General features: G+C 67.9%; 28 protein-coding genes. 11 read left to right on the top strand and 17 right to left on the bottom strand.

Annotation, left to right across the window (positions count from 1 at the left end):
- Positions 1-18: 18 nt before the first annotated feature.
- Positions 19-774 carry a substrate-binding periplasmic protein gene (locus tag ACZ5YA_RS16245; protein ID WP_280014613.1) on the bottom strand — a complete coding sequence of 252 codons (756 nt, stop codon included), beginning with the start codon at positions 772-774 and terminating at the stop codon, positions 19-21.
- 326 nt (positions 775-1,100) lie between these two features.
- Between ACZ5YA_RS16245 and ACZ5YA_RS16240 the strand changes: the two genes are divergently transcribed.
- A complete protein-coding gene (locus ACZ5YA_RS16240; protein WP_059378680.1) occupies positions 1,101-1,958 on the top strand; it encodes an IclR family transcriptional regulator in 858 nt (285 codons plus the stop codon).
- Between the two features lie 25 nt (positions 1,959-1,983).
- On the opposite strand, the gene ACZ5YA_RS16235 is transcribed toward ACZ5YA_RS16240, so the two are convergent.
- The 4 genes from ACZ5YA_RS16235 to ACZ5YA_RS16220 all read right to left on the bottom strand — a co-directional run bounded on the left by ACZ5YA_RS16235 (position 1,984) and on the right by ACZ5YA_RS16220 (position 4,643).
- On the bottom strand, positions 1,984-2,523 hold the full coding sequence (locus ACZ5YA_RS16235; RefSeq protein WP_118931280.1) for a hypothetical protein: 540 nt from the start codon (positions 2,521-2,523) through the stop codon (positions 1,984-1,986).
- Between the two features lie 160 nt (positions 2,524-2,683).
- A complete protein-coding gene (locus ACZ5YA_RS16230; RefSeq protein WP_251879378.1) occupies positions 2,684-2,890 on the bottom strand; it encodes an LSm family protein in 207 nt (68 codons plus the stop codon).
- Entirely contained in the window at positions 2,887-3,468 is a 582-nt protein-coding gene (locus tag ACZ5YA_RS16225; RefSeq protein WP_251879380.1) for an ATP-binding protein, read from the bottom strand. Before ACZ5YA_RS16225 ends, ACZ5YA_RS16230 begins: the two co-directional genes overlap by 4 nt.
- Positions 3,465-4,643: a phage tail sheath family protein gene (locus ACZ5YA_RS16220; protein ID WP_464092772.1), complete on the bottom strand. Its 1,179-nt coding sequence runs from the start codon at positions 4,641-4,643 to the stop codon at positions 3,465-3,467. Before ACZ5YA_RS16220 ends, ACZ5YA_RS16225 begins: the two co-directional genes overlap by 4 nt.
- Before the next feature lie 513 nt (positions 4,644-5,156).
- Between ACZ5YA_RS16220 and ACZ5YA_RS16215 the strand changes: the two genes are divergently transcribed.
- Together ACZ5YA_RS16215 and ACZ5YA_RS16210 are read left to right on the top strand one after the other, a co-directional pair.
- Complete coding sequence (locus ACZ5YA_RS16215) at positions 5,157-7,622, top strand: carbohydrate-binding family V/XII (RefSeq protein WP_251879384.1); 2,466 nt, start codon at positions 5,157-5,159, stop codon at positions 7,620-7,622.
- A gap of 137 nt (positions 7,623-7,759) precedes the next feature.
- Positions 7,760-8,368 (top strand): LysE family translocator, encoded by a 609-nt coding sequence (locus ACZ5YA_RS16210; RefSeq protein ID WP_054451758.1) that lies wholly within the window; start codon positions 7,760-7,762, stop codon positions 8,366-8,368.
- Positions 8,369-8,392: 24 nt separating this feature from the next.
- Here ACZ5YA_RS16210 and ACZ5YA_RS16205 read toward each other — a convergent pair whose 3' ends face one another.
- The 11 genes from ACZ5YA_RS16205 to ACZ5YA_RS16155 form a co-directional block, all read right to left on the bottom strand.
- Positions 8,393-9,133, bottom strand: coding sequence for a hypothetical protein (locus ACZ5YA_RS16205; protein ID WP_464092771.1), 741 nt, complete (start codon positions 9,131-9,133; stop codon positions 8,393-8,395).
- Positions 9,134-9,295: 162 nt separating this feature from the next.
- Positions 9,296-10,252, bottom strand: coding sequence for an acyl-CoA dehydrogenase family protein (locus ACZ5YA_RS16200; protein WP_251879388.1), 957 nt, complete (start codon positions 10,250-10,252; stop codon positions 9,296-9,298).
- A complete protein-coding gene (locus ACZ5YA_RS16195; protein WP_251879390.1) occupies positions 10,245-11,420 on the bottom strand; it encodes an acyl-CoA dehydrogenase family protein in 1,176 nt (391 codons plus the stop codon). Before ACZ5YA_RS16195 ends, ACZ5YA_RS16200 begins: the two co-directional genes overlap by 8 nt.
- A gap of 12 nt (positions 11,421-11,432) precedes the next feature.
- Positions 11,433-12,101 carry a CoA-transferase gene (locus ACZ5YA_RS16190; protein WP_464092770.1) on the bottom strand — a complete coding sequence of 223 codons (669 nt, stop codon included), beginning with the start codon at positions 12,099-12,101 and terminating at the stop codon, positions 11,433-11,435.
- The gene (locus ACZ5YA_RS16185) at positions 12,098-12,766 is read right to left on the bottom strand and encodes a 3-oxoacid CoA-transferase subunit A (protein ID WP_464092853.1); all 669 of its coding nucleotides are present in this window, start codon (positions 12,764-12,766) and stop codon (positions 12,098-12,100) included. The genes ACZ5YA_RS16190 and ACZ5YA_RS16185 overlap by 4 nt, the downstream gene beginning before the upstream one ends.
- Positions 12,766-13,641, bottom strand: a complete 876-nt coding sequence (locus ACZ5YA_RS16180; protein ID WP_464092769.1) for a MaoC/PaaZ C-terminal domain-containing protein — start codon at positions 13,639-13,641, stop codon at positions 12,766-12,768. The genes ACZ5YA_RS16185 and ACZ5YA_RS16180 overlap by 1 nt, the downstream gene beginning before the upstream one ends.
- 7 nt (positions 13,642-13,648) lie before the next feature.
- Complete coding sequence (locus ACZ5YA_RS16175; protein WP_059378701.1) at positions 13,649-14,554, bottom strand: SDR family NAD(P)-dependent oxidoreductase; 906 nt, start codon at positions 14,552-14,554, stop codon at positions 13,649-13,651.
- Positions 14,555-14,566: 12 nt separating this feature from the next.
- Positions 14,567-15,733, bottom strand: coding sequence for an acetyl-CoA acetyltransferase (locus ACZ5YA_RS16170; RefSeq protein ID WP_118932929.1), 1,167 nt, complete (start codon positions 15,731-15,733; stop codon positions 14,567-14,569).
- Positions 15,730-16,104: a Zn-ribbon domain-containing OB-fold protein gene (locus ACZ5YA_RS16165; protein ID WP_118932930.1), complete on the bottom strand. Its 375-nt coding sequence runs from the start codon at positions 16,102-16,104 to the stop codon at positions 15,730-15,732. The genes ACZ5YA_RS16170 and ACZ5YA_RS16165 overlap by 4 nt, the downstream gene beginning before the upstream one ends.
- The gene (locus ACZ5YA_RS16160) at positions 16,097-17,059 is read right to left on the bottom strand and encodes a tripartite tricarboxylate transporter substrate binding protein (protein ID WP_118932931.1); all 963 of its coding nucleotides are present in this window, start codon (positions 17,057-17,059) and stop codon (positions 16,097-16,099) included. Before ACZ5YA_RS16160 ends, ACZ5YA_RS16165 begins: the two co-directional genes overlap by 8 nt.
- Before the next feature lie 153 nt (positions 17,060-17,212).
- Complete coding sequence (locus ACZ5YA_RS16155; RefSeq protein ID WP_251879397.1) at positions 17,213-18,145, bottom strand: LysR family transcriptional regulator; 933 nt, start codon at positions 18,143-18,145, stop codon at positions 17,213-17,215.
- A 150-nt stretch (positions 18,146-18,295) separates the two neighbouring features.
- Between ACZ5YA_RS16155 and ACZ5YA_RS16150 the strand changes: the two genes are divergently transcribed.
- The 5 genes from ACZ5YA_RS16150 to ACZ5YA_RS16130 all read left to right on the top strand — a co-directional run bounded on the left by ACZ5YA_RS16150 (position 18,296) and on the right by ACZ5YA_RS16130 (position 23,205).
- Positions 18,296-19,090 carry an enoyl-CoA hydratase gene (locus ACZ5YA_RS16150; protein ID WP_059378711.1) on the top strand — a complete coding sequence of 265 codons (795 nt, stop codon included), beginning with the start codon at positions 18,296-18,298 and terminating at the stop codon, positions 19,088-19,090.
- Positions 19,090-20,226, top strand: coding sequence for a CaiB/BaiF CoA transferase family protein (locus ACZ5YA_RS16145; RefSeq protein WP_059378713.1), 1,137 nt, complete (start codon positions 19,090-19,092; stop codon positions 20,224-20,226). Before ACZ5YA_RS16150 ends, ACZ5YA_RS16145 begins: the two co-directional genes overlap by 1 nt.
- Before the next feature lie 39 nt (positions 20,227-20,265).
- Positions 20,266-21,177 carry a LysR family transcriptional regulator gene (locus ACZ5YA_RS16140; RefSeq protein WP_059378714.1) on the top strand — a complete coding sequence of 304 codons (912 nt, stop codon included), beginning with the start codon at positions 20,266-20,268 and terminating at the stop codon, positions 21,175-21,177.
- A 114-nt stretch (positions 21,178-21,291) separates the two neighbouring features.
- A complete protein-coding gene (locus ACZ5YA_RS16135) occupies positions 21,292-22,284 on the top strand; it encodes a Bug family tripartite tricarboxylate transporter substrate binding protein (protein WP_464092768.1) in 993 nt (330 codons plus the stop codon).
- Positions 22,285-22,443: 159 nt separating this feature from the next.
- On the top strand, positions 22,444-23,205 hold the full coding sequence (locus tag ACZ5YA_RS16130) for a class II aldolase/adducin family protein (RefSeq protein WP_059378717.1): 762 nt from the start codon (positions 22,444-22,446) through the stop codon (positions 23,203-23,205).
- A gap of 43 nt (positions 23,206-23,248) precedes the next feature.
- On the opposite strand, the gene ACZ5YA_RS16125 is transcribed toward ACZ5YA_RS16130, so the two are convergent.
- The gene (locus tag ACZ5YA_RS16125; protein WP_059378719.1) at positions 23,249-23,758 is read right to left on the bottom strand and encodes a DUF1993 domain-containing protein; all 510 of its coding nucleotides are present in this window, start codon (positions 23,756-23,758) and stop codon (positions 23,249-23,251) included.
- A gap of 138 nt (positions 23,759-23,896) precedes the next feature.
- On the opposite strand from ACZ5YA_RS16125, the gene ACZ5YA_RS16120 reads away from it, so the two are divergent.
- From ACZ5YA_RS16120 to ACZ5YA_RS16110, 3 genes are read left to right on the top strand one after another with little or no spacing between them, the layout of a single operon-like run.
- On the top strand, positions 23,897-24,640 hold the full coding sequence (locus tag ACZ5YA_RS16120) for a GntR family transcriptional regulator (protein WP_059378721.1): 744 nt from the start codon (positions 23,897-23,899) through the stop codon (positions 24,638-24,640).
- A gap of 10 nt (positions 24,641-24,650) precedes the next feature.
- The gene (locus tag ACZ5YA_RS16115) at positions 24,651-25,508 is read left to right on the top strand and encodes a sulfite exporter TauE/SafE family protein (RefSeq protein WP_118932935.1); all 858 of its coding nucleotides are present in this window, start codon (positions 24,651-24,653) and stop codon (positions 25,506-25,508) included.
- Positions 25,505-25,813, top strand: coding sequence for a DUF1634 domain-containing protein (locus ACZ5YA_RS16110; RefSeq protein ID WP_059378725.1), 309 nt, complete (start codon positions 25,505-25,507; stop codon positions 25,811-25,813). Before ACZ5YA_RS16115 ends, ACZ5YA_RS16110 begins: the two co-directional genes overlap by 4 nt.
- Positions 25,814-25,875 lie beyond the last annotated feature (62 nt).

Genomic DNA, 25,875 nt, shown 5'->3' with positions numbered 1-25,875 from the left:
GGGCCGCGGCGCTCGGGATCAGGGCGTGACGCCCCACTTCTTCATGATGGCGGCGAGGGTGCCGTCCTGGCGCAGCGCATCGATGGCCGCATTGAGCTGCTTGACGCGTTCGGCGTCGCCCTTACGCACGGCCAGTGCGATGTTGGTGGGCATGGCCGGCTGATAGCTGTCGACGTAGCGCACGTTGCGCACGCCCTGGGTGCGTACCTGGTAGGAGATCACCGGCCCGTCGCCGAAGGCCGCGTCCAGGCGTCCCAGCGCCACGTCGCGCACCAGGTCGGACATGGTTTCGTACATCTTGATTTCCTTGAGGCCGGGCGCGGCCTTGAGCGGCTCGACATAGAGCGTGCCGATCTGCACGCCGACGGTCTTGCCCTTCAGGTCGGCGATGCTCTTGTAGTCGGTCTTGTCCTTCTCCGGCACGATCAGGGCCTCGCCGTACTCCACCACCAGCTGCGTGAAATCCACCACTTCGGCGCGCTGTGGCGTCTTGGCGAAGGCCGAGGCGATGATGTCGATCTTATTGGTCTGCAGGGCAGGCACCAGCGAGGCGAACGGAATCGGCATCACTTCCGCCGTAAAGCCGGCTTGCTTGCCCACGGCGTGGGCGATGTCGATCATCACGCCTTGCAGGGTATTGGTCTTCGGGTCCAGGAAGTTGAACGGCACCGCGGTGGGCGTGGCGCCTACCTTGACGGTCTGGGCGTGCGCGCCCGACAGCGCGGCGGCGCACAGCGCCGTCGCCAACAACGTTTTCAACACTTTGTGCAGCATCGGAATCCCCTTGGAAGCTGGAATCGCGCGCCTGCACGGTGTATCGGACGTCCGATTTCGTCCTTGTCAGGTGCGCATTATCGTATCGAATAGCGATAAGCATATATCGCATGTAGATTTTATAATCTGGCCAAGGAAAGCCTGTCAATCAACTCCGGTTTCGGCTAAGCGCTTTTTATTTAAGGGTTTTCCCGGGATTACCTGCTGCGGTAAAGGTAGAATATGTCAAAAGAACTGTGGCTTTTTCTTGCATTCATTTGAATTGGAATGCAATCTCTGCCTATCGAACACTAATAGACTGGCGGCCCGCGCCGCCCAGCCCAGCCATGAATCCGGAATCCTCCACGCTGTACGTCCAATCGCTGGCCACCGGCATCGCCGTGCTCGATGCGTTTGACGCCGAACACACCTCCATGAGCCTGCCGGACATTGCCGCGGCGGCGGGCATCACCCGCAGCGCCGCGCAGCGTTTCGCGTTCACGCTGGAAGCGCTGGGGTTGCTCAACAAGGACCCTGTCAGCAAGCGTTATTCACTGTCGTCGCGCACGCTGGACGCAGGTTGCCGCTACCTGGAATCGCATCCGCTGCTGGACCGCGCCAATCCCTTCCTGCTGGAACTCAATCGCAATGCCGGAGAAACCGTGAACCTGGCGGAGCCGGCCGGGCAGGACATGATCTATATCGGCCGCTTTCCCAGCCCTTTGCGGCTATTGGTGCACATGCCCGTGGGCCGGCGTATCCCCATGTACTGTTCCTCGACCGGGCGCGTGTACCTCGCCGGCATGAGCGACGAGCAGGCTCTCGAGGCCCTGGAGGCCAGCGAGCGCGTGAAGTACACGGCCAACACGCTGACCGACCTGGACGAGCTGATGGCGCAGATCCGCTTGTCGCGCGAGCAGGGTTATGCCTGCTGCAAAGAGGAGTACTACCGCGGGGATCTGGCGCTGGCGGTGCCGGTCTACGACCTGAACCAGCGCGTGGTGGCGGGCCTGCAGTTGTCCGTGTCGGCGGCCAAGTGGACGGTCAAGCGCGCGGTGTCGCGCTTTGTCCCGATGATGCTGGAAACCGCCCGGCAGATTTCCACGTCACCGCCCACGCCTCGCGCGCTGACGGCGTTTGGCGGCGGCGCCGCGCGCGATCTGCACGCCGAGCCGCCAGGGCGCGCCAGCGGGCGCAAGGCTTAGGGCTGGCGGCCAGGCAGCGGCGCCTTCAGGCCGCCTGCGGCGCTTTTTCGCCCGGCTCGCCGCGGCGGCCGGGCTTGCCGTACAGCAGGCGCGCGCACAGGAATGCGCTGAGCGCGCCGGGCGCCGCGCCGATGGTCAAGGGGAAGCCGAGTTCTTCCTGCCATGGCCTGCCCTGGGAGATAAAGCCCACCAGAAAAACGAAGCCGTAGACGGCGCCGACCAGCCCCATTGCGGCATAGGCGCGCCAGGACGGATGCGCCGGCCGCAACGCGCCGGCCACGATGCCGCACAGCAGGGCGGGCACGAAGCCAAAGATGTAGAACCAGGGCAGGGCATAGACCAGCATGAGCAGGTTCTCGGGATCCCGGGTCGCGGCCGTCAGCGCGATGATGACGGCTGCGCCGCCAATGGGCGGCGCGGCCACGCCGTAGAGCGCGCCGCCCGCGACCAGGTCGCTGCCCAGGCGCCGGCCGGCGGTGTCCATCGCGCGTTGCCGCTTGCGGCGGTAAGCGATGGCGGCGAGAGCGCCTAGAAGCAGAATGCCGGCCGAGATATATGGGGTCATCGCGTCATGCAGAATGTGGGCGGGAGTGGGATGGCCGGCTTGCCGCTGGGACGCGGCAAGCCGGCGCAACAGGCCTGATGATACCGTGGCGGCCGGCCCGGTTTTCCTGCATGCGCCGCGCCCGCACCGGACGCAGCGCCATCCTGCAGCGGCGCGGCGCTCAAGTCTGGTCGTTGTCGGCGCGCGCGTCGGCGCTGCCGTTCAGCGAGCTGGCCAGCGCGGGGGCTGTTTCGTCCGCCTTGCGCTGTTGCTCCGTGCGCCGCATCAGCCGCTTGCTCACCATGGCGGCGACGAAGGCATTGCGTTGGGCCGCGTCGTAACCAGGGTGGCTGAGTTCGCGTACGTATTCGTTGATCACGGGTTTCATGGATGTTCTCTCGTCTTGAGGCCAGGCAGGGGCCGGGCGTGTGGGCTTGGGTCGGCGCGGACGGCTTGCAGCAGGCGCGCCATGGTGACTTCGGCGCCGGTGTCGGCGGTAGGGAACGCGCGGCTCCAGCGGCGCGCGCGCTGATCCGGCGCGGCGGCCGGAAACTGGACCACAAGGCGCAGCCGCCTCAGGAATGCGCTGTCCAGGTTGGACTTCATGCTGGCGGCCCGCGACGCCAGGCCGCGGTACGACTGCATGGGTTGCAGCAGGTAGCTGACCTCGATATTGGCGTAGCGGTCATGGCTGTCCTTGACGTTCGTGCGCTTGCCGAAGAGGGCGTCGGCTTCGTCGAAGAACAGGACCGCGCCGCGCTGCTCGACCGACTCGAACAGGCGGTTCAGGTTTTCCTCGGTTTCGGCGATGTATTTGCTGACGATCCTGGACAGGTCGATGCGATGCAGAGCCAGTCCCGTCTCGCGCGCCAGTTCCCCGGCAGCCTCGAGCGCCTGCGCCTGCGGGCTGTGCTGGGTGCCGGTGTCCCAAAACGCGAGGATGCGCGGTTCCGCGAGCGGGTTCATGGTGGATTTCCTTCCATTTGTCCGGCTCGTTGCTGGACCCGGATGACCACGAATTCGGCCGGCTTGAGCGGAGCGAATCCCACCAGGATGTTGACCACGCCGCGATCCCTGTCCTGTTGCGTGGTGGTTTCGCCATCGCACTTGACCAGATAGGCATCGCGCGGCGTGCCGCCCTGGAAGGCGCCCTGGCGGAACAGCGCATTCATGAAGGCGCTGACGTTCATCCTGATCTGCGCCCAGAGCGGCTCGTCGTTGGACTCGAACGCGGCCCACTGCGTGCCGCGCAAGAGCGATTGTTCCAGGTGGAGCGCCAGGCGGCGCACCGGCACGTACTTGTATTCCGAGGCGAAATGGTCCGTGCCTTGAAGGGTCCGCGCGCCCCAGCAGACCGCGCCGCGTCCGGCAAAGGTGCGTAGGCAATTGACGCCCAGGGTATTCAGGTTGCGGCTCTCGTCGTCGCTCACTGCGGCGGCCAGCGACAGGACGCCAGCGAGGCCCGCGTCGATGCCGGCTGGCGCTTTCCAGACGCCGCGGTCGCCGTCGGTGCGCGCATACAGGCCCGCGATCGTGCCGCAAGGCGCGGTCAGGCGCGGCAGGCCGTTCTTCAGCGGGTCGGCCGCCCGGGTCCAGGGGAAATACAGCGCGGCATGATCGGATCTGGGCAGCGCCGCGCCCATGACCGCGGCCGCCATGGAAGCCGCGTCGGCCGCCGCGGGCGGCGCATCGATGATCATGAAGGCGTGCCGCTCTTTGCAGTAGGACACGGCATCGGCCAGCACGATGCTGTGCGTGATGCCGGGCAGGCATAGCAGGTTGAAGGAATCGACATCGTCCAGCGCGTAGAGGCCCCGGCGCTGCGCGCGCTGGCTGATGAAAGCGGCATGCGCGTCCAGCGGATCGTTCCGCGCGGGTTGCGCCACGCGCACGACCCAGGCTCTGGCCCCGCCGTTCAGGAAGAACTGAAGCACCGCGTAGCCGAGTTCGCAGCCTTCGGCCAGTCCACCGAACTCGCGTTCGTAGTCGGCGAAGTCCTGGATGTGGACCGGCTGGTTGAGCGGTCCGCGCATGGCCGCCCCCAGGAAAGCGGCAACCGAGGTCGGCGCGCCGGCAATGGTGCGCACGCCTGCGGGAATTTCCTGGACATACACCCCGGGATGCGTCAGGGCAGGGACCATGAACTGCTCCTTTCCACGGCGACTTGATGGCGTGAACTTGCAGCAGGAGAGTCTTCGCGGGACGGCCGAAGCGCCGCGGACAGAGAGCCGGGCGGGGGCGCGACACGCCGTAGCGCGCGGGCGTTTGGCGGGCGTTGCGCCGCGCTTCTAGTTGGATTGCAGCGGAAAGGCTATCGGGCAAAAGTAGCAGCCCTGGTGAGATGTTTTATAGAAGGTCTGATAAAAGCGGGCAATAGCTTTTCAGCGGTGTTAACGTTCTGTTGCTTATTCAGAAGCCGGCCCTTGCAGGACGCCTTGCAGAGAGGCCGGCCGAGGCTTGGCCCGTAGCGGCGGCGCTGCGGGAAATCAGAGTGGCCGAAGGCCGGAATGGCGGTCGCGGCCCTCAACGAGGAGCGCGAGATGTGTAGCCTGACCCGACTGTGGCGCATGCATGTTTTCCCGGCAACGTCGTCAGCGCCCGCGAGCCCGCCCGGGCGCCTGTCTCGCCTCGCTCTCGCTCTAGCCGTGGCCGGCATGGCTGCCGGCGCGGGCCTGACGCCGACCGGCGCGGCGCAAGCCCAGGGACAGACCCCGGCGCAAACCGCGCCCGCCCAATCCGATGCCCAGGAAGAGGCCGCGCGTTCGCTGCAATGGCCGCGCAGTTTCGAGGCCGCCGACGGCACGCGGGTGGAGCTCTATCAGCCGCAGATCGACACCTGGACTGCCGACCGTATTACGGGCCGCATGGCGGTGGCGGTCGGCGCCGCCAAGGGCAATCCCACCTACGGCGTGGCAGACTTTTCCGCCCGTGCCGAGGTCAACAAGCCGGCGGGCCTGGTGCATCTGTCGGACATCCGGATCGAACGCGTGCAGGTGCCCACCTCGCCGGAAGCCGCCGCCAAGCTGCGCAGCCAGCTTGAAGCGCGCCTGCCCGCCAAGGGCGTGGTCACGCGGCTTGATGCACTGCAACTGAGCTATACGCTGTCCCAGAACAACCCCGCCACGAAAACCGTCCCGGTGGACAACGCGCCGCCGCGCATCATCTACCGCACGGTGCCGACCGTGCTGGTGCTGATCGACGGCGAACCCGTTTTGGCGGAAGTGCCCGACGCGGCAGGCTGGCGCCGGGTGGTCAACACGCGCGCGCTCATGCTGGCGAACAACGCGGGCCGTTATTTCCTGCAGGCCGCCGGCCATTGGTACGAAGCGGGCAACGCCACCGGGCCGTGGACGGATCTGCCGCAGCCGCCCGCCGCCCTGCTCGCCGCCGCCGACGCGGCGCGCCGCAAGACCGAACCGGACCCGATGCTGCCGCATGGCGGCAAGGCCCCGCACCGGGCGCCCGCCATCGCGGTGTCCACCGCGCCGGCCGAGTTGCTGGTGACCGTCGGCCAGCCTGAAATGCGGCCGGTGCCAGGGACTTCGCTGCTGTCGGTGGCCAATGCCGATCACGCCCTGTTCATGAATCCGGGCGACAACCGCTACTACGTGCTGGTGTCCGGCCGCTGGTTCCGCGGCGCCAGCCTGGACGGTCCCTGGTCCTACGTGCCGGGCAAGCAGCTGCCGCGCGATTTCGCCCGGATTCCGTCCAAGGATCCGCAGTCGGGCGTGCTGGCATCGGTGCCGGGCACGCCGCAAGCCAAGGAGGCGCTGATCGCCTCGACCATTCCGCAGACCGCCACGGTGTCGCGCAGCGCGGCGAAACTGCAGGTGGAGTATGCCGGCGGCTCCCCGACGCTGCGACCCATCGAGGGGACGGCGCTGTATTACGCCGCCAACTCGCAGGTGCCGGTGATACAGGCCGAAGGCCGCTACTACGCCTTGTCGCGTGCGGTCTGGTTCGTGGCGGATTCGCCCCTTGGCCCGTGGCGCGTGGCCGACCATGTGCCGGCGATCATCTACGCCATACCCGTCAGCTCGCCGCTGCACTACGTCACCTACGTGCAGGTGTACGGCTCCACCCCGCAGAGCGTGGTGTTCGGCTACACGCCAGGCTACATGGGCGTGGTGGCCAGTCCTGACGGCACCGTGGTGTACGGCACGGGCTACGCGTATCCGCCGGTCATCGTGCAGGACACCTGGGTCGGCTATCCGCCCAGCTATGGCTACGACGCGGCTTTCGCCACCGCGACCGGTTTTGCCTTTGGCTTCGTCGCGGGCGAGACCTGGGGGGGCGCCGCGCCTTATTGGGGGCCTTATTGGGGGGCGCCTTATTGGGGCGGCGTCAACGTCAACCAGGTCGACGTCTATGGCGCTTGGGGCGGCTCCGGCGTGGTCACGCACGCGGCCGGCTGGAACGGCTGGACCGGCACCGAATGGCAAGGCACCCACGCCGAGGGCTACAACCCGCAGACCGGCGCAGCGTTCGAAGGCACGCGCGGCGCGGCCTACAACGAGTACACCGGCAATGCGGCTGCCGGGCGGCGCGATGCCTACACCAACCCGACAACGGGGGCATCGGGCGCCGGGCGCGCGGGCGTGGTCGCCAACGACGACGGCCAATGGGCTGCCGGCCGCCAGGACGTGCGCACCAACACGAACACCGGCCGCAGCACCATCTCTTCCGCCACGGCGACCGGCACGGCGGGCGACGGCGTCAGCAGCGTGGATCGGCGCGGCGCCACGTACGACCGCAACACGAATAGCGGCATGGCGTGGAACAACGGCAATGTGTACGCGGACCACAACGGCAATGTCTACGAGCACAACGACAACGGCTGGCAACAGCACACGAGTTCGGGCTGGCAACCGGTGCAGCCCAGCGCGCAATCCGGCGGCAATTACCTGAACGGCCAGCGCCAGGCGCGCGACTATTCCGACGACCGCATGGGCGGCGCGGAGGGCGGCGGCTGGCAGGATCGCGGAATGCAGGGCGGCGGTTGGCGCGACCGCGGCATGGGCGGCGCGGAAGGCGGCGGCTGGCAGGGCCGTGGCGGGGGTGGCCGGGGCGGCTGGGGCGGCGGCTTCGGCGGATTCCACGGCGGAGGCTTCCGTCGCTGAGCCGTAGGCCGCCGCATCGGGCGGCACGCAAGACGGGCGCCGCGCGCATGCGGCCCCGCCTTTCATTCCGGCCGCATTTGCGCAGCTCTGTCACGGCGGTCTAGACTGGCTGCTTCTTATTTTTCACGCACTCCGCCATGGCGCTGCATAGCTGGCTCATCTACCTGGTCGCGGTCATTGGGCTCTCGATAACTCCCGGACCGAACACGCTGCTTGCGCTCACGCATGGCGCGTTGCATGGGCACCGCAAGGCGTTGTGCACCATCGCGGGCGGCGCAGTGGGCTTTGTCGCGCTCATCGCCTTGTCGATGCTGGGCATCAGCGCCTTGCTCAAGGCCTGGGGTCCCGCACTGACCGTCTTGAAGTGGGCGGGCGGGGCCTACCTGATCTGGCTCGGCATCCAACTCTGGCGCGCGCCGGGCGTGCAGTTGCAGCCTGCCCCGGACATGCCCCGCATACGCGGCATGCGCATGTTCAGCCAGGGCCTGCTGTCGGCGATCTCCAATCCCAAGGCCCTGCTGTTCTACGGCGCCTTCCTGCCGCAGTTCATCGATCCTGCCCGCAGCCTGTACACGCAGTTCGCGATCATGGCCGGCACCTTCGTGGTGGTGGAGTTCCTGGTCGAGTACGTGCTGGCGCGCCTGGCGCATCGCGTGCGCCCCTGGCTGGAGCGCGCCGGCCGGCGTTTCAACAAGGTGTGCGGCGGTTTGTTTGCCGCCATGGGCGCGGCGCTGCCGGGGTCTTGATCCCCGGCGGGCCGCGTTGCCGCTTCAGCCCTCAGCCAGCCAGCGCCCGCATTCCGGATCGATCGCCGCCCGAGCGCCATCCATCCGCACTTGTTCCTCATCCAGCCGCGCGGCGGTAGCCGGATCGACATCGAAGGCGATGTCGAGCGCGCTTGCGACGCGAGAGTCCTCGATCGGCAGTTCCCAGGTCAGGAACAATTGCGCCAGTTCCAGGCCGGCCGCGAAGTCGGCCTCGCGAAAACCCGTGACGCCGCGCGGGATGACGGCATGCGGCTGGCAGGTATCGAAGATCATGGCGGTGCCGCGCACGAGCGGAATGCGCAGGCCGGTGGCCGGAAAATGCACGTCCAGGCCCCGGTCTTCGCTCAGGAACAGATTGCAGAAGGCGGCGCCGCCATATTGCTCGCCGTCATGGTGATAGCGGGCGCCGCGGCAAGCCATCAGGGCGATGTCGGCGTTGGCCAGCACGCCGGGCAGTCCTAGCTCTTGCGTCCAGTCGCGCATGGCTTGCAGGCATAGCCCGTACTCGGGCCAGCGCGCCTGCGTGCGGGCCAGCGGCATCTGCTCGACGTCCCCGGGTTCCAGGCACAGGCGCGTGGCCATCTCGCGCTCCCAGTCCGACTGCAGCCGCGCGGGCGGCGCGGGCACGTCCAGCGTGGCGGCCAGCACCGTGCCGCTGACGCTGCGGCTGCGCATGGCATCGCCGCTCCAGTAAAAGGAAGTCAGGGGGCCGGGCGTGCGGCGCGGGCGCGGAACGTGGTGCATCGGGCTGGAGGATCGGGCTGGAGGATCGGGGCGGGGCGCCGGGCCGGGACCCGCAGGGGAAGCGGCGGCGGCAAGCCGCTATGTTAACGGTCTCATAGTTAACGGCCCCATATCCAACCGCCCATCCTCGGCGTCCCGTCCGCCCGGCGCATGACGGGGACGCTAGTCCCGCATCAGCGCGGCCAGCCGTTCGACCTCGACCGCCAGGCGGTAGGCGCGCTTCAGGTAAAGCTGGGCGTCGTGCTCCCAGGAGAAGCCTATGCCGCCATGCACCTGGATGGAGAGCTTCACCGCGCGCCGCGCCGCGCTCGCTGCCAGACGAGCGGCCAATGCGGCAAGCCCGGCATCGGCCGAACCACGCTCGGCCAGCAAGGCCTCCACGGCGTAGCGGCTGTTGTCCAACCCGGTCCAGGCGTCAACCAGGGCGTGCTTGATAGCCTGGAATTGCCCGATGGGCCGGCCGAATTGTTCGCGTTCCTTGGCGTAGGCGATGGCCACGTCCAGCGAGGCGCTGGCGGTGCCGACCAGCTGCGCCAGCAGGAAGGCCACATGGTTCTGCAGCGCGGACAAGGCCTGCGCCGAAGGCAGTTCGGCTTGCGCGACCGCAGGTCCGCGCAGGCGGGCCAGCGCCACGGTGGGATCCAGGCCCTGCACGGATTCGAGCATCGCCGGGTCGTAGCGCGCAAGCAGCCAGCCATCGTCCTGACGGCTCAGACGCAGGTATTGGGCCGTAAGTCCATAGGCGTCGATCCAGCCCTGTTCGTCGCCGGCTCGGTCGCAGCGGACACTGGCAGGATGCGCCGCCAGGTCCAGCACGACTTCCGACAGGGCGGGCGTTTGCTCCAGCAGCGCGCTGGCCAGGAACGCCGACGCGCCATACGGAAGGGTGAGCAGCGCGCGTCCGGCCCATTCGCCCATCAGCTGTGTGCCTGGACCGTACTCGGCCTGGAAGGCTTCCGATCCGGCTTCCAGCCAGCCGCCTTCGGCCAGTTCCTTCCACAGGGCGCGCTGGGCGGCGTCGTCCGCGGGCAGGGCGCGGCGGGCGTAGGCGGCGGGATGCTGCTGTTCCAGCAGGCGGCCGAAAGTGGAGGACAGCAGTGTCCTGATTTCGCTATGCATGTTGTCCCCTGTCCTTGGGCAGGCCGAGCAGGCGTTCGCCCACGATATTGCGTTGGATTTCCGAGGTGCCGGCCACGATGGTCTCGGCGCGCGACCACAGGAATTCGCGCAGCACGCAGGCCGTGGCGGCATGGGGCGCCGCCGCCTGCGGGCCGAGGATGGCGGCTTCGTCCAGCAGTTCCAGGCGCTGTTCCCAGATGCGCTGACGGGTTTCGCTCCACAGCAGCTTGAGCATGGCGCCGTCGATGCCGGGCGTATCGCCCGCGGCGACCTGGCGCAGAACGCGGTCCACGCGCCAGCGTATGACCTGGCACAGGTCCGCCAGGTCGCGCACGCGCCGTGCCTGTACGGCGCGTTCGTCCGCGACCAGCGCGGTCTGCGCCAGCGCCTCGGTCAGTTGCCGCAGTTCGTCTTCCAGCTGGACGACGCGCGGCATGAAGTAGATGCCGCGCTCGTACTCGGCGGCGGCCATGGCGATGCGCCAGCCTTCGCCGCACTCTCCCAGGATGCGTCCTTCCGGCACCGGCGTCGCGTCGAACAGCACTTCGTTGTAGTCGGCCTCGCCCGTCATCTGACGTATGGGCTCGACCCGCACGCCTTCGGCCTGCATGTCGATGAGCATGAAGCTCAGGCCGCGGTGGGCCTGGCTGTCGGGATCGGTACGCACCAGCGCGAAGCACCACTTGGCCAGATGCGCCTGGGTGGTCCAGATCTTGCGGCCGCTGACGCGCCAGCCGGCGGCATCCGGCTTGGCGCGTGTGCGCACCGAAGAGAGATCGGAACCGGTCTGGGGCTCGGAGTAGCCCTGGCACCAGATCTCGCTGCCGTCGCGGATGCCGGGCAGGAATTGCGTTTTTTGCGCGGGCGTACCGAAGCGCAGCAAAGTGGGCGCGAGGATGGCGTGCGCGATGCTGTTGATGGGCTGCGGCGCATGCAGGCGCGCGCACAGTTCATGGAAGGCGATCAGCGTGGCGGTGCTGAGTTCGCGCCCGCCGTACTCGCGTGGCCAGGTAAGCGCAATGAGGTCGGCCTCGCACAGCATGCGGTTCCAGGCCTGGCGGCATTCCTGGGTGTGCGAGGCGGTGACCGGATACTGCTCGCGCAGCTGGGCCAGCGCGGTGCGCAGCCAGGCCTCGGCGTCTTCGAGAAAATGTTCGGTGCGTATCATGGTTGAGAGCAATCAGGAGTTGGGATGCAGGACGCGCGGCGCGAGCGCGATGCGCACGGGCGCGTCGATCCAGCGGTGCAGTTCGGCGGGCGGCAGGCCGTCCACCAGGGCCAGCGGCACGAAGGCCCCGTCGCGCACGTCGAAGATGCCGATGTCGGCATAGACGCGCCCGACCACGCCGGCGCCGGTCAGGGGCAGGGTGCAGCGGCCGCGCAGGCGCGGCGCGCCCTCGCGGGTCAGCGCTTCCATCATGACCCAGACGTTGCGCGCGCCCACGGCCAGGTCCATGGCCCCGCCCACGGACGGCATGGGGTCGTCCGCGCCTAGCGACCAGTTGGCCAGGTCGCCCTGGCAGGAGACCTCGAAGGCGCCCAGCACCGTGATGTCGATGTGGCCGCCGCGCATGATGGAAAAGGAATAGACGTGATCGAAGATGGCAGCGCCTTCGGTGAGCGCGATCGACTGCTTGCTGGCGTTGATGAGATCGCCGTCGGCGATTTCGTGGTCTTGCAGCAGGCGCATGCCGAGGATGCCGTTCTCGCTGTGCAGCTGCACGCCGCGCGCGGGGTCGAGGCGGTCGGTGACCATGGTGGGCATGCCGATGCCCAGGTTGACCACGGCGCCCGCCGGCAGGTCGGCGGCCACCAGGGCGGCCAGTTGCTCGCGTGACAGTCGTTTCATTGCGGACTCCCCAACAGGCGGTGCACGAACAGGCTGGGCGTGACGATGGCGTCGGGATCGAGCGCGCCGCAGGGCAGGATCTCTTCGACTTCGACGATGGTGTTGCGGGCCGCCATGCACATGACCGGCCCGAAGTTGCGTTGGGCGCGGCGATAGACCAGATTGCCCAACTGATCTGCCCGATGGGCGCGGATGAAGGCGTAGTCCGCGCGCAGCGGCTCTTCCAGCACGTAGCCGCGGCCGCCGAACACTCGCGTTTCGCGGCCGTCGGCCAGCGGCGTGCCATAGCCCGTGGGCGAGTAGAACGGCCCCATGCCCGCGCCGCCCGCCCGGATGCGTTCGACCAGGGTGCCTTGGGGCATGACCTCCACGGCCAGGCTGCCCGCCTGCGCCCGCTCACGGATCACGTCATTGCCCGGCATGCGCGGATAGGAGCAGACGATGCGGCTGACGCGCCCCGAGGCCACCAGGGCCAGGAAGCTGGCCTCGCCCGCGCCGGCGTTGTTGTTGATCAGGGTCAGGTCGTCCACGTCCTGCTTGGCCAGCAGGCCGGCCAGCAGGCGCGCGGGTATGCCCGAGCCGCCAAAGCCGCCGACGAAGATCACGGCGCCGGGCTCGATGCCGCGCAGGGCTTCTTCCACGTTTGCGCAAGTCTTGTCTTTCATCATTGTTCCTCCTTGGTCCACGCCGCGCGGCCTTGGGCGCACAGGGCGCCGGCCTGGCGGCAGGCCAGTGCGATGCCATCGGACTGGGGCCAGAGCGATACCGCCACGTCCAGGCCGGGATAGACCGGCGCCATGAAGCGCAGGTCCAGTTCACCCAGCCGCAGGTCGGGCAGCTGCCGCAGGCAGGCTTCGAGCGCGCGGTTGACCATGCCCAGCAGCGCCGCGCCGTGCAGGATGGGGCGTTCGTAGCCCGCCCGTCGCGCGCTGGCTGGATCCACATGCAGCGGATTGCGGTCGGCATTCAGGCGATACAGCGCGCCCTGGTTGCGGCTGGTGGGCAGGACGATGACGCTGTCCGGCGCCGTGGCGGGGGGCGCGGGGATGGGGACGGCCAGCGCGTCGCTGAGCGCGGCGTCGCCGCCCGAGCAGCCGCCGTCGCCGCGGCAGATGTTCAGTTGCTCGATGACGGCGAATTCCTGTCCGGTGGCCGCGTCGCGCAGCGTGCGTCGCGTCACGACGAAGGCGCCCGGACTTTTGTCGGCGATGCGCGTGACCTCCATCTGGCACAAGACCTCGCCGCGCGCCGGCAGGCGCCGCGGGAAGCGCATGCGCTGCTCGCCGTGCACGACCTGGCTCCAGTCCAGGCCGTGGCGCGGATCGCGCATCCAGAACCCGGGGTAGGCCAGCACGCAGGCCATGGCGGGCAGGGCGCGCAGGCCCTGTTCGTAGATGAACCGGGTTTCGTCGCCGACAGGGTCGTCTGCGGCCAGGCCCGCGCCCACGCCCAGGGCATAGAGGATGCAGTCATCTGCGCCGTAGGCCTGGCGTTCGGGCGCGAAGACGTGGGTCTTCAGGCTGCGGTAGTCCAACGCCATGGGAACCTCAGACCGGATCCCAGGCGAACACCTGGGCGGAGGTGTCCAGCGGCATGAAGGAGGCGCGCAGCGCAGCCATGCCGTGTTCGGCGATGCTCTCCGTGGTCCAACCGTCCGAGCGGTGCACCGAGCGCACCGGACGCGACTGGCTCATCAGGAAGATCTCGTTCAGGCGGATGGCGAACACCTGGCCGGACACGTCGGCGGAAGCGTCCGAAGCCAGGTAGCAGATCAGGGGCGCGATGGTCTCGGGTCCCATGCGGCGGATCTTCTCGACGTGGCGCGCCTGCTCCTCGGTCTTGGCCGGGATGGTTTCGGTCATGCGGCTCCAGGCCAGCGGGGCGATGCAGTTCGAGCGCACGTTGAAGGCAGCCATGTCCAGCGCCATGGCCTTGGACAGGCCGACGATGCCGAGCTTGGCGGCGCAATAGTTGGCCTGGCCGCGGTTGCCGATGACCGCCGAGTTGGAAGTCATGTTGATCAGGCTGCCGCCGCCCTGTTCGCGGAAGTGCCGCGCGGCCGCGTGGCTGAGGTTGAAGCAGCCGTACAGGTGCACCTTGACCACGGCGTCGAAGTCCTCGGGCGTGAGCTTGTGGAACATCTTGTCGCGCACGATGCCGGCGTTGTTCACGACCGCGTCCACCCGGCCGTAGGTGTCGGCGGCGGCCTCGATGATGCGTTGCGCGCTGGCGTATTCGGCCACCGAGTCGCCATTGGCGATGGCCTCGCCGCCGGCGGCGCGGATATCCTCGACCACCTGCGCCGCCGTGCTCTGCGAGGCGCTGGTGCCGTCCAGCGACACGTTCAGATCATTGACCACCACGCGCGCGCCTTGCGCGGCCAGGGCCACGGCCGCGGCGCGGCCGATGCCGTTGGCCGCGCCGGTGACGATCACTACTTTTCCTTCCAGCATGTCGAATCTCCTTCAATCCATCCAATTGGTCAGCACGGTGGTGGCCTGGGCGCTCAACACCCCGCCATTGCCATGCACCAGCGCCGTGCGCGCCTGTTTCACTTGCCGCTCGCCGCAGTCGCCGCGCAACTGGCGCACCGCTTCCACCAGGCCGAACATGCTGTACATGCCGGGATGCACGCAGGACAGCCCGCCGCCGTTGGTGTTCACCGGCAGTTCGCCGCCGGGAGCGATGCGTCCCCCCGACACGAAGGCGCCGCCTTCCCCTTTGGCGCAGAACCCCATGTCCTCCAGGAACAGGATGGGATTGATGGTGAACGCGTCATAGAGCTGCACCAGGTCGATGTCGGCCAGCGCCACGCCGGCCCGTTCGCGCGCCAGGTCGGCGCTTTGTCCGGCCACGGTGCGCGTCAGGTCGGCCATGCAGGCGATCTGGCGATGCGAGTGCGCCATGGCTGTGCCTTGCACGTACACCGGCCGGGCGGCATCGGCGCGTTGCGCGGCCGTCACCACGATGGCGCCCGCGCCGTCGGTCACCAGACAGCAGTCGCGCGCGGTCAGCGGCGAGGAGATCACGCGCGCGCCCAGCACGTCGTCGATGGACAAGGGCTCGCGCTTATAGGCTTCCGGGTTCAGCCGCGCCCAGGCGCGCGCGGCCACCGCGACCTCGGCAAGTTGTTCGCGGGTGGTGCCGTATTCATGCATGTGGCGGCGTGTCGCCAGCGCGTAGCTGGTCGGCGGGTTGAAGGGCTGGAACGGCTCTTCGTACGGAAACGGGTCCAGCCGCGCGCGGGCGCCGGAGGTCGCCGAAACACCGTTGCCGCCACGCGGGGAGGCGCCGTATGCGATCACGATATTGCGGCACAGGCCGGCCTGGATCGCCGCTGCGGCGGTCAGCAGGTGGCCAACGAAGGAAGCGCCGCCGATCTGGGTGCTGTCCATGAAGCGCGGGTACAGGCCCAGGTATTCGGACAGCTTGTTCAGCCACATCGACGAGGACAGACTGGCGCTCATCAGGCCGTCGATGTCCTCCATGCGCAGCCCGGCGTCGCGTACTGCGGCATGCACCGCGAGCGAGCTGATCTCCAGGTCGTTCAGACCGCCCGCGTCGCCGATGCCGGCCGTGGCGCAGCCGGTGATGGCGATGGCGCCGCGCAGGCTCTTGTTCCAGTCCGTCATGGCGCTTCCTTTCCGAACACCACGCGGGCGCGCTGCGGGTCGGGCCGCGCCGTCAGCCGCATGCCGATGCGCAGCTCGCCTTCGTCCAGCAGCGTGGACATCATTCGGAAGCCTTCGTCCATGTCGGCCAGGATCACGTTGCGCGCGGCCGCCTGCGGCGTGGCCGGAATTTCCGAATAGGAATAGAGCGTGGCGCCGGCGCGCATGGGTCGCCAGGCATATTCCTGCGAGCGGCAGTGGGTGCAGTGCGTGCGCGGAAAGAAGAACGAGAGCCCGCAGCTGCGGCACACCTGGACCTCCAGGCGTCCCGCACGCAGCGCCTCCGCAAAATAGGCTTCCGGCGACAGCGAGCCGATGCGGACCTCACTCATCCTTGACCCCGGCCTGGCTGATGACGGCCTGCCATTTATCCATTTCGTCGCTGACGAACTTCTGGTACTGGGCCAGATCCATGTCGCCGGGCTCCGAGCCGGTGGAGCGGATGTAGTCCTGCGTGGCCGGCTGCATCACCGACTTGCGGATCTCGCTGTTCAGGGTCTGCACGATGTCGGCGGGCGTGCCGGCTGGGGCATAGACACCTACCCAGGTGCTGAGGTCGAAGCCCTTGTAGCCCAGCTCGTTGAGGGTGGGTACATCCGGGTAGCGCGGCTGGCGCTGCGCCGACGCGATGGCCAGCGGCACGATCTTGCCGGACTGCAGATAGGCGTTGGCGGTCACGGACTCGGCCATGCCGAACGGCACCTGGCCCGACACCAGGTCGGTCATGGCCGGACCCGCGCCGCGGTAGGACACGTGCATCAGCGGCAGCCCGCTCTGCGCGCGCAGCAGTTCGCCCACGATGTGCGGCGCGCCGCCGGCGCCGGCCGTGCCATAGGGCACCGAGGCCTGCTTTTGCGCATAGGCCTTGAAGTCGGCGAAAGTCTTGATGCCCTGGTTGGCGTTGACCAGCAGGAAGTTGGGGCTGACGGCCAACAGCGCCACGGGAGCGAAGTCCTTGCGGGCGTTGTACGGCAGCTTCTTCATGGCGGGGTTGATCACGTGGCTGGTCGCGCCCACCAGGATGGTGTAGCCGTCCGGCTTCTGCCGCGACACGTACTCGGTGGCGATCTGGCCGGTTGCGCCCGGCTTGTTCTCGACCACGAAGGGCTTGCCCAGGCGGGTCTGCAGATCAGCCGCGATGCGGCGCGTCAGGATGTCGGTCATGCCGCCCGGGGCATAGGCCACCACCAGGGTGACGGGCTTGGCCGGATAGGTGTCGGCGGCGGCAATGGCGGGAAGGGCGGCCAGCAGCGTCAGCAGCTGCTTCAGGCCAGGCTTGAGTTTCATGTCGGAGGTCTCCTCGTCCTGCGGGCTGGTTTGCCCTGCTTGGTTATGGCGTCGAGGTGACCTTCCGGATGGCGCATGGGGCGGGGGGCCTCGACGCGCTAATGATGGAAGCGGTCCATCATGCAAACAATTGATTAATTATCATGAAGGCATTCAAGAAAGAGATGAATCGCCAGCCGCCGCGGGCTGCCCCTGTTCTGCAAGATGGGCTTCGAAAGCAGCGAGAAATGCGGCCGCGGCGCGCGACAGCCGGTAGTCGGCACGGCGCAGGACGGACAGCTCATGCAGGGTCTGGGGCCGGTCGGCGATGCACAGCGCCTTCAGCCCCATTTCCTGGCAGACATGGCGCACGTAGCCCGGCATGACCGTGATGCCCATGCCGCCGCGGATCATGGCGAAGGCGGTGGTCAGGCTGCCGGTCTGCGCCACGCTGCGCACCGTCAGTCCCTGGTCCTGCAGGATCTGGTCCATCTTGCGGCGCACGGTGTAGGTGCCGCGCAGCAGGATGTGCGGGTAGCGCGCCAGTTGGCGCCAACGCGCCTCTTCGTATAGCGCCAGCGGGTGGTCGGCCGGCACCACGGCATACATGGGGCCGCGGTAGACGACGCGGCAGTCCAGCCGCGGATCCTGGCTTTCCAGCGCCACCAGCCCCAGGTCGGCCTTGCCGTGCAGGACATGCTCGGTGGCCTCGTCGCCGGTGAGTTCGTGCAGGTCGAAGACGATGTTGGGATGACGCGCATGGAATTGCGCCACCACGGGCGCGATCAGCGTGTGCATCATGATGGGCGAGGCCGCGACGGAGACCTCGCCGCGCTCCAGTCCGGCCAGGCTGCTCAGGCTGCGTTCGGCCGCGCGCAGCGATCCGAAGGTTTCCTGCGCGTAGGCATACAGCTCTGCTGCGCCTTCCAGCAGCTCGACGCCACGCGCGGAGCGCTCGAACAGCGCCATGCCTATCGCCTTCTCCAGTTCGGAGCACAGCTTGCTGACGGTGGACTGCGTCAGGTTGAGCGCCTCGGCGGCGCGGGTGAAGTTCTTCAGCTCGTACACGGCGCAGAAGGCCCGGAGCTGGCGCAGCGTGATACCCATGGTGCGACTCCCGCAAGAGGCGGCTATCGTACCCAAGCCGCCAGCGGTTAGGTATTTATTCCATTCAAGACTTATTTCATGAAAATTACTCGTTTGTTGTGATGAAACCTCGCCCTTAGCATCGGTGACATGACCCTAGCTGGAGTTTCCATGACTGCGCCTATTCCCGCCTTTTCCCATGCCCTCGTGACCCGCGACGCGCGTGGCGTCTATACCCTGCAGATCCACGACGCCAAGAGCCTGAACATCCTGGCCTCGGCGGTCACGCTGAGCCTGACCGAGGCCGCCCGCTGGATTGCGGCCCAGGACGACGCCCGCGCGGTCGTCATCCGCGGCACGGGCGAGCGCGCCTTCGTGGGCGGCGCCAACATCTATGAAATGGCCGAGCTCGATCCGCAAGGCGCGCGCGAGTTCATCACCCGGCTGCGCGACCTGTGCGACGCCGTGGCCGCGATCCCCGTTCCCACCATTGCCCGCATTCCGGGCTTCTGCCTGGGCGCCGGCATGGAGCTGGCCGCGGCCTGCGACATCCGCCTGGGATCGACGGACGCGGTCTTCGGCATGCCCGAAGTGCGCGTGGGCATTCCGTCCGTGATCCATGCCGTGCTGCTGCCGGCCATCATCGGCCCTGGCCCCACCAACTGGCTGCTGTTGACCGGCGAGACCGTGGACGCGGCCCAGGCCCGCCAGTGGGGCTTCCTGGAATTCGTCAGCGAAACCGGCGCGCTGGACGCCCTGGTCGAACGCACCGTGACGCCCATCGCCGAAAGCGGCCCGCGCGCCGTGCGTTCGCAGAAGGCGCTGCTGCGCTACTGGAGCGAGTCCAGCGTCGAAGCCGGCCTGGACCGCAGCGTGGCGGCGTTCGGCGAGGCCTTCACCAGCGACGAGCCGCGCCGCTACATGGCGCCCTTCGTCAACCGCAAGAAGCAGCAGGAGGCCAAGTAATGGCCGGCCCGCTCGCGGGCGTGCGCGTCATCGACATGACGTCGGTGGCCATGGGGCCGTACGGCACGCAGATCCTGGCAGACATGGGCGCCGAGGTCATCAAGGTCGAGGCGCCCGAAGGCGACGTGTTCCGAACCTCCGCCCCGGCCGCGAGCCCGGGCATGGGGCCGGCCTACCTGAATCTCAACCGCAACAAGTACAGCGTGACGCTGGACGCCAAGACGCCGGCCGACCGCGACAGCCTGCTGCGCCTGATCGACGGCGCCGACGTGTTCGTGTCCAACGTGCGCCCGGCGGCCCTTGCGCGCCTGGGCCTGGACGCGGATACGCTGCGCGCGCGCAATCCGCGCCTGATCCATTGCTCGGCCGTGGGTTTCGGCCAGGACGGCCCCTATGCGGCGCGCCCGGCCTTCGATGACATCATCCAGGCCATGAGCGGCCTGGCCGACCTGCAGGGCCGCAACAGCGGCGCGCCTGCCTACGTCAACACCATCCTCGCCGACAAGGTGGCGGGGCTGACGCTGGCCTACGCCATACCCATGGCGCTGTACGAGCGCGAGCGTTCGGGGCAGGGGCAGGCCGTCGAAGTCCCCATGTTCGAGACCCTGGTGTCCTTCACGCTGATCGAGCACATGAGCGGCCACAGCTTCGTGCCGCCGCGCGGACCCATGGGCTACAGCCGCGTGCTGTCGCCGCAGCGGCGTCCCTACCGCACGCGCGACGGCTACCTGGCGCTGCTGCCATACACCGACGCGCAGTGGCGGCGCTTCTTCGCCCTGGCCGAACGCGCCGACCTGGCGGCGGACGCGCGCTATGTCGACGCGTCCTCGCGCGCGCGGCACTTCGACGAGCTCTATCAGGACCTGGCGGACATCGTCGCCTTGCGCGGCACCGGGGAATGGCTGGCGCTGCTGGCGGACGCGGACATTCCGCATTCGCGCGTGAACACGCCGGAAGCCCTGTTCGAGGATCCGCATTTGAAGGCGACGGGATTTTTCCAACGCGTGGAACATCCGACCGAAGGGCCGCTGATGGCCGCCGGCATCCCGGTGCGCTTCTCGCGCACCCCGGGCGAGATCAGGCGCCAGGCCCCGCGCCAGGACGCCGATCGCGATATGCTCGAGCCTGCGCGCTGAGGCCGGCATGGCCGGCGGCGCCTGGCGGCGACTTCGACCATGAACATCACTCTCAAGCAATTGCGCGTGTTTTGCGCGCTATACGAACTGCGCAGTTTCACGGCGGCCGCGCGCGCGGCCTTCGTGACCCAATCGGCCGTCAGCAAGCTCTGCGCCGAACTCGAGGCCGAGGTCGGCCAACCGTTGTTCGAGCGCTCCACACGCAGCGTCACTCCCTGCGACGGCGCGGCGGATTTCTACGCCTACGCCCAGGAAATCCTGGGCACCGTGCGCGCCGCCGAGCGCAGCATGTCCGGCCTGCGCACGCTGGAGCGCGGCACGGTGGGCGTGGCCACTTCGCCGCTGATGATGGTCGGCCTGCTGGGCGAGGTGGTGGCCGACTATCACCGCGCGCATCCCAGCGTGAAGCTGGACCTGTTCGAGCTCTCCACCGACGACACCATCGAGCATGTGCGCAACGGCCGCGCCGACTTCGGCATCGTCTCGGTCGAAACCCCTTCGGAAGAGCTGGCCACGCGAGTCATCTATCGCGACACCATGTACGCGGTGTGCGCGCCGCGCCATGCGCTGACGCGCAAGCGTTCGGTGTCGTGGGCCGACGTGGCCGCTCACGATCACATCATGCTGCGCAACGTGTACAGCGTGCGGCGCAGCCTGGACCGCGTGGCGGCCGACCTGAACCTGGAGTTCCGCTACCGCATCGAGGCCGGCATGCTGACCTCGGCGCTGAAGCTGGTCGGCGCGGGACTGGGGATAACGGTCGTGCCCGGCTATGCCTGCGACCTGGCGCGGCAGCTGGGCCTGCGCATCCTCGCCATCGACGGCGCGCGCAAGCACGGACATGAACTCTGGCTGATCCAGCGGCGCAACGCGCGGCTGTCGCTGGCGGCTTCGGCCTTCCTGCAGGCGACCGAGGAATATCTGCGGCAGCGCCAGGCTTCAGAGAATTAATCCTGGTTTGGAATAAGTCTATGAAAATTAGTCCCTTGTTGGGATAAGCGGGTCGCAAGCATCATACGGTCAGAGTTCAAGAGGCCGACCCGCGGCCCCTCACAGGAGACAAGCATGATCCGACCGTTCGGCGTCCGCCGCCGCCTGCTGGCCGCCGGCAGCCTCACCGTCCTGACCGCCCTTGCGGGCGCGCTGCCGTCCACCGCGCTGGCGCAGGGCGCGTATCCCGACAAGCCCATCACCATCGTCGTGCCGTTCTCGCCGGGCAGCGCCACCGACACCAGCGCGCGCATCATCGCGGAGAAGCTCGGTCCGCGCTTGAACGTGCCCGTCGTCATCGAGAACAAGCCCGGCGCGTCCGGCACCATCGGCGCCTCGTTCGTCGCGCGCGCCCAGCCCGACGGCTACACGCTGATCCTCACCAGCAGCTCGACGCACTCGGCCACGCCGGCGCTGTTCCGCAAGCTGCCGTTCGATCCCACCGGCGATTTCACCCACGTCGTGCGTATCGCGACCATTCCGATGATGCTGGTGGTGCGCGAGGACGCGCCCTACAAGTCGCTGCAGGAACTGGTCAAGGCCACGCAGGTCAAGCCCCTGAACTACGCGTATGGTTCGCCCACCAGCCAGATCGCCGGCGCCACCTTCAACACCGTGGCGGGCGCCGCGGCCAACGGCGTGCCGTACAAGAGCCAGCCGCCGGCCGTGACCGACCTGCTGGGCGGCCACGTCGACTACCTGTTCGCCGACCTCTCTGTCGTGACCTCGTTCATGCAGGCAGGCAAGCTGCGCGGACTGGCCTACACGGGCCATGAACGCGCCAAGGAATTTCCCAGCGTGCCGACGCTGGCCGAACTGGGCTACCAGAAGTTCGACCTGGTCGTGTGGGTCGGCGTGGCCGTGCCGGCCAAGACGCCCGACGCCATCGTGCAGAAGCTGAACCAGGAAGTCGCCGCCATCCTGCGCGAGCCGGACGTGCTGCAACGCTTCGAATCCCTGGGCATGCAGGTCTCGCCCAACACCGTGGCCGAGCACCAGGCCTTCGCACAGTCGCAGCGCCAGGTCTGGACCCAGCGCGCGGTCGACGCGAAGATCGAACCGCAGTAAGCGGCGGGAAACGAGGAGGGCGCCCGGGTGGGCGCTTTTTTCATGGGGCGCGGTGACCGCTCCCTGGCCGCGTCCCGTGCTTGCCGCCACCAAAACGAATAAAGTGCCAGACAGTGTCCGCCCCATCACGGCGGGCAATCATCAAAACACGGAGACGACATGGATACCGTAGGCAAGGGCGCCAGCGTGCGCGAACAGGTCAGCGCAACGGAATGGGAGGTCCGCAAGGATCTGGCGGCGCTATATCGGTTGGTGGCGCTGTTCGGCTGGGACGATCTGATCTTCACCCATATCACGGCCAAGGTGCCGGGGACCGAACATTTCCTGATCAACCCCTACGGCATGATGTTCGACGAAATCACGGCATCGAGCCTGGTCAAGATCGACCTGGACGGACGCAAGGTGATGGAGTCGGAGTACGACATCAATCCCGCCGGTTTCACCATCCATAGCTGTATCCACGCTGCCCGCAAGGACGCGATGTGCGTGCTGCATACGCATTCCATCAACGGCGTGGCGGTGTCGGCGCAGAAGGCCGGGCTGTTGCCGTTGTCGCAGTTCGCGTTCATCGTGCTGCGGTCGCTCGGCTACCACGACTACGAAGGCCTGGCGCTCAATCCCGAGGAACAGCCGCGCCTGGTGCGGGACCTGGGCAGCAACACCTATCTCATCCTGCGCAACCATGGCCTGTTGACCGTGGGGCAAAGCATGGCCGAAGCCTTCCAGGCCATGCACCGGCTGGAGGCCGCCTGCATGGTGCAGGTGCGGGCCCAGGCCGGCGGCGAACTGACCTACATCCCGCCCGACATCCTGAAGAACGCCACGGTGGAATCGCAGGCCGACCGCGCGCACAAGGCCATGCTGGCCTGGCCGGGACTGCTGCGCCGCCTGGACCGCCGCAACCCGGGCTACGCGGAGTAGCAGCCGGGCGCGGGCCCCAAGGGCTGGGGCCCGCTGAAACGGATCAGTACTTGCCCATGTAATCGCGCTTGCCGATTTCCACGCCGTTGTGGCGCAGGATGTCGTAGGCCGTGGTCACGTGGAAGAAGAACTGCGGCAGCCCATAGTGCAGCAGATAGGCGCTGCCGCTCAGCTTCTTTTCCTTGGGCGTGCCCGGGCGCAGCACGATTTCGCGCGCTTCGCTTTGCGCGAATTGTTCGGGGCTGAACGAACCCAGGTGTTCCAGCGTCTTGGCGATCAAGGCTTGCAGGCCCGCGAAGCTGGTTTCGCTATCAGGCCACGAAGGCACTTCCGCGCCAGCCAGGCGCGAGGCGATGCCCTTGGCGAAATCCGCAGCGATCTGCACCTGGCGCGCCAGCGGGAACATGTCGGGGAACAGGCGGGCGCCCAGGTAGGCGTCCGCATCGATGTTCTTCTCCGTGGCGTGGGCTTCCGCTTTCTTCAGCACGTCGGACAGGGCCGACAGCATTTGCGTCAGGACGGGAACGGAGGCGCTGTGCATGAAATTGCTCATATCGTGTCTCGCTTGAGAGTGGGCGCCGGCGCGGGAGGCGCCGGGCAGGCTTGCGAAGACTACCAGTTGCCGGCGTTGTCATCCGTAACGCGTCTTGATGCTTTAGTCATCATGACATCATGATGTTATGATGGCTTCATGAAAAACGACGCCGAATATGCTCCTCTTTATGCCCGGGTGGAAATGGCCTTGGCCGCGGAAATCTCGTCCGGCAGCCTGTCGCCTGGCGACAGGCTGCCGACGGAAGACCAGCTGATCGAGCGCTTCGCGGTCAGCCGCAGCACGGTGCGCAAGGCGGTGGAAAACCTGGTCGCGCGCGGGCTGGCGGAGATCCGGCGCGGCAAAGGCACGTTCGTCACGGAACCCAAGCTGACGCAGACGCTGACGGCCCTGAGCGGATTTGTCGAGGACATGACCGCGCTCGGCCGCCGGGCGACGGCGCGCCTGCTGGACAAGCGGCCGGTGCCGGCCACGGAAGACGTCGCGCGCCAACTGGGCGTGGCGCGCGGCGCGATGGTCTATCGCATCGAGCGCGTGAGGCTGGCGGACGGCGTGGCCATGTCGTTCGATGAAACCTATCTGCCGCTGGACGTGGGCGAAAAAGTCGCCAGCAACGACCTGGAGGCCGAGCCCATCTTCGACCTGCTGGAGCTGCGCTACGACCTGCCTCTGATCGAGGCCGAGTACCAGCTGGAAGCGGTCACGGCGGACGAACGCGTCGCGCAAGCGCTGGGCGTCGCGGCGGGAAGCCCGATTTTCCTCATCGAGCGCACGTCCTACACCGAGGCGCAGCGGCCGGTGGACTACGAAAAGCTGTACTACCGCGGCGACCTGATCCGCTTCAGCACCCGGCTGTCGCGCCAGCCGCGCAAGCCAACCTGAACCGGCGGCCATGGAGACCTCGACGATCTTCTGGCTGTTCGCCGCCGCCTTCGGCGCCAGCGCGCTGGGCGGGGTGCTGGGGATGGCCAGCGGCATCTTCATCGTGCCCATCCTGACGTTGCTGTTCGGCGTGGACATCCATGTGGCCATCGGGGCCAGCATCATCTCGGTAATCGCCTGTTCCTGCGGCAGCGCCGCGCCGTTCCTGAAAGGGCGGCTGACCAACGTCAGGCTGGCCATCGTCCTGGAAACGGCCACCACGCTGGGGGCGCTGACCGGCGTGTTCCTTATCGGCATCGTCTCGACCGGATTTCTCTACGGCCTGTTCGCGGTCATCCTGGCGCTGTCCGCGCAGCAGATGCTGGCGCGCCGGCGCGAGGCCGTCGCCAGCCCGCCAGGCGCCGCCAGCTGGGCCACCGCGCTGCGCCTGCACGCAAGCTTTCCCGACCGCGCGCTGGGCCGCGAGGTGCACTACCAGGTGGACCGGGTACCGCTGGGCTTGTCGCTGATGTACGGCGCGGGCCTGATTTCGGCCTTGCTCGGCATAGGCTCGGGCGTGCTCAAGATCCCGGCCATGGACGCCGCGCTGAAGCTGCCCATCAAGGTCTCGTCGGCGACGTCCAACTTCATGATCGGCGTGACCGCCGCCGCCAGCGCGGGCGCCTATTTCGTGCGCGGCGACATCGACATCGGCATCGCCGGACCGGTCGCGCTGGGCTCGGTCGCGGGCGCCTTGCTCGGCGCCCGCCTGCTGATGGGCCTGCCGGCGGACAAGCTGCGGCTCTTCTTCGTGATCGTGCTGTCCTTGCTGGCGGTGCAGATGCTGCTGAGCGCGTTGGGCGTGCATATTCCGGGAGGCCCGGCATGACGCAGGCGCTGGACAAACAGGCGCGGCGCGACCGCGTCATCGCCGGCTTGCTGTGGTACGGAACCTGGCTCGCCTCGGCCCTCATCGCCGCCGGCATGGCTGTGGATTTCCTGTTGCCCGCGCATGGCGGCCTGCGGGATCTTGAACTCGTCAAGGCCGGGGTGGCCCTGTTCATCGTGCTGCCGGTGGCGCGGGTGGCGCTGATGCTGGCCATCTTCCTGCGCGAGCGCGACTACGCCTACACGGCGATTTCCGCGCTGGTCCTGCTTATCATCGCCGCAGGCGTCGTGTCCGGACTGCGGTGAGGCTGCCGGCTTTCCTATAATCGGAGCGCGGTGCGGTGGCGCATCGCCGCATACTTTCGCCA

It is taken from the genome of Achromobacter sp. JCM 18799 (genome assembly GCF_055395645.1).
The sequence above is the reverse complement of the archived record's forward strand: the minus strand, read 5'-3'. Positions and strand labels throughout refer to the sequence as shown.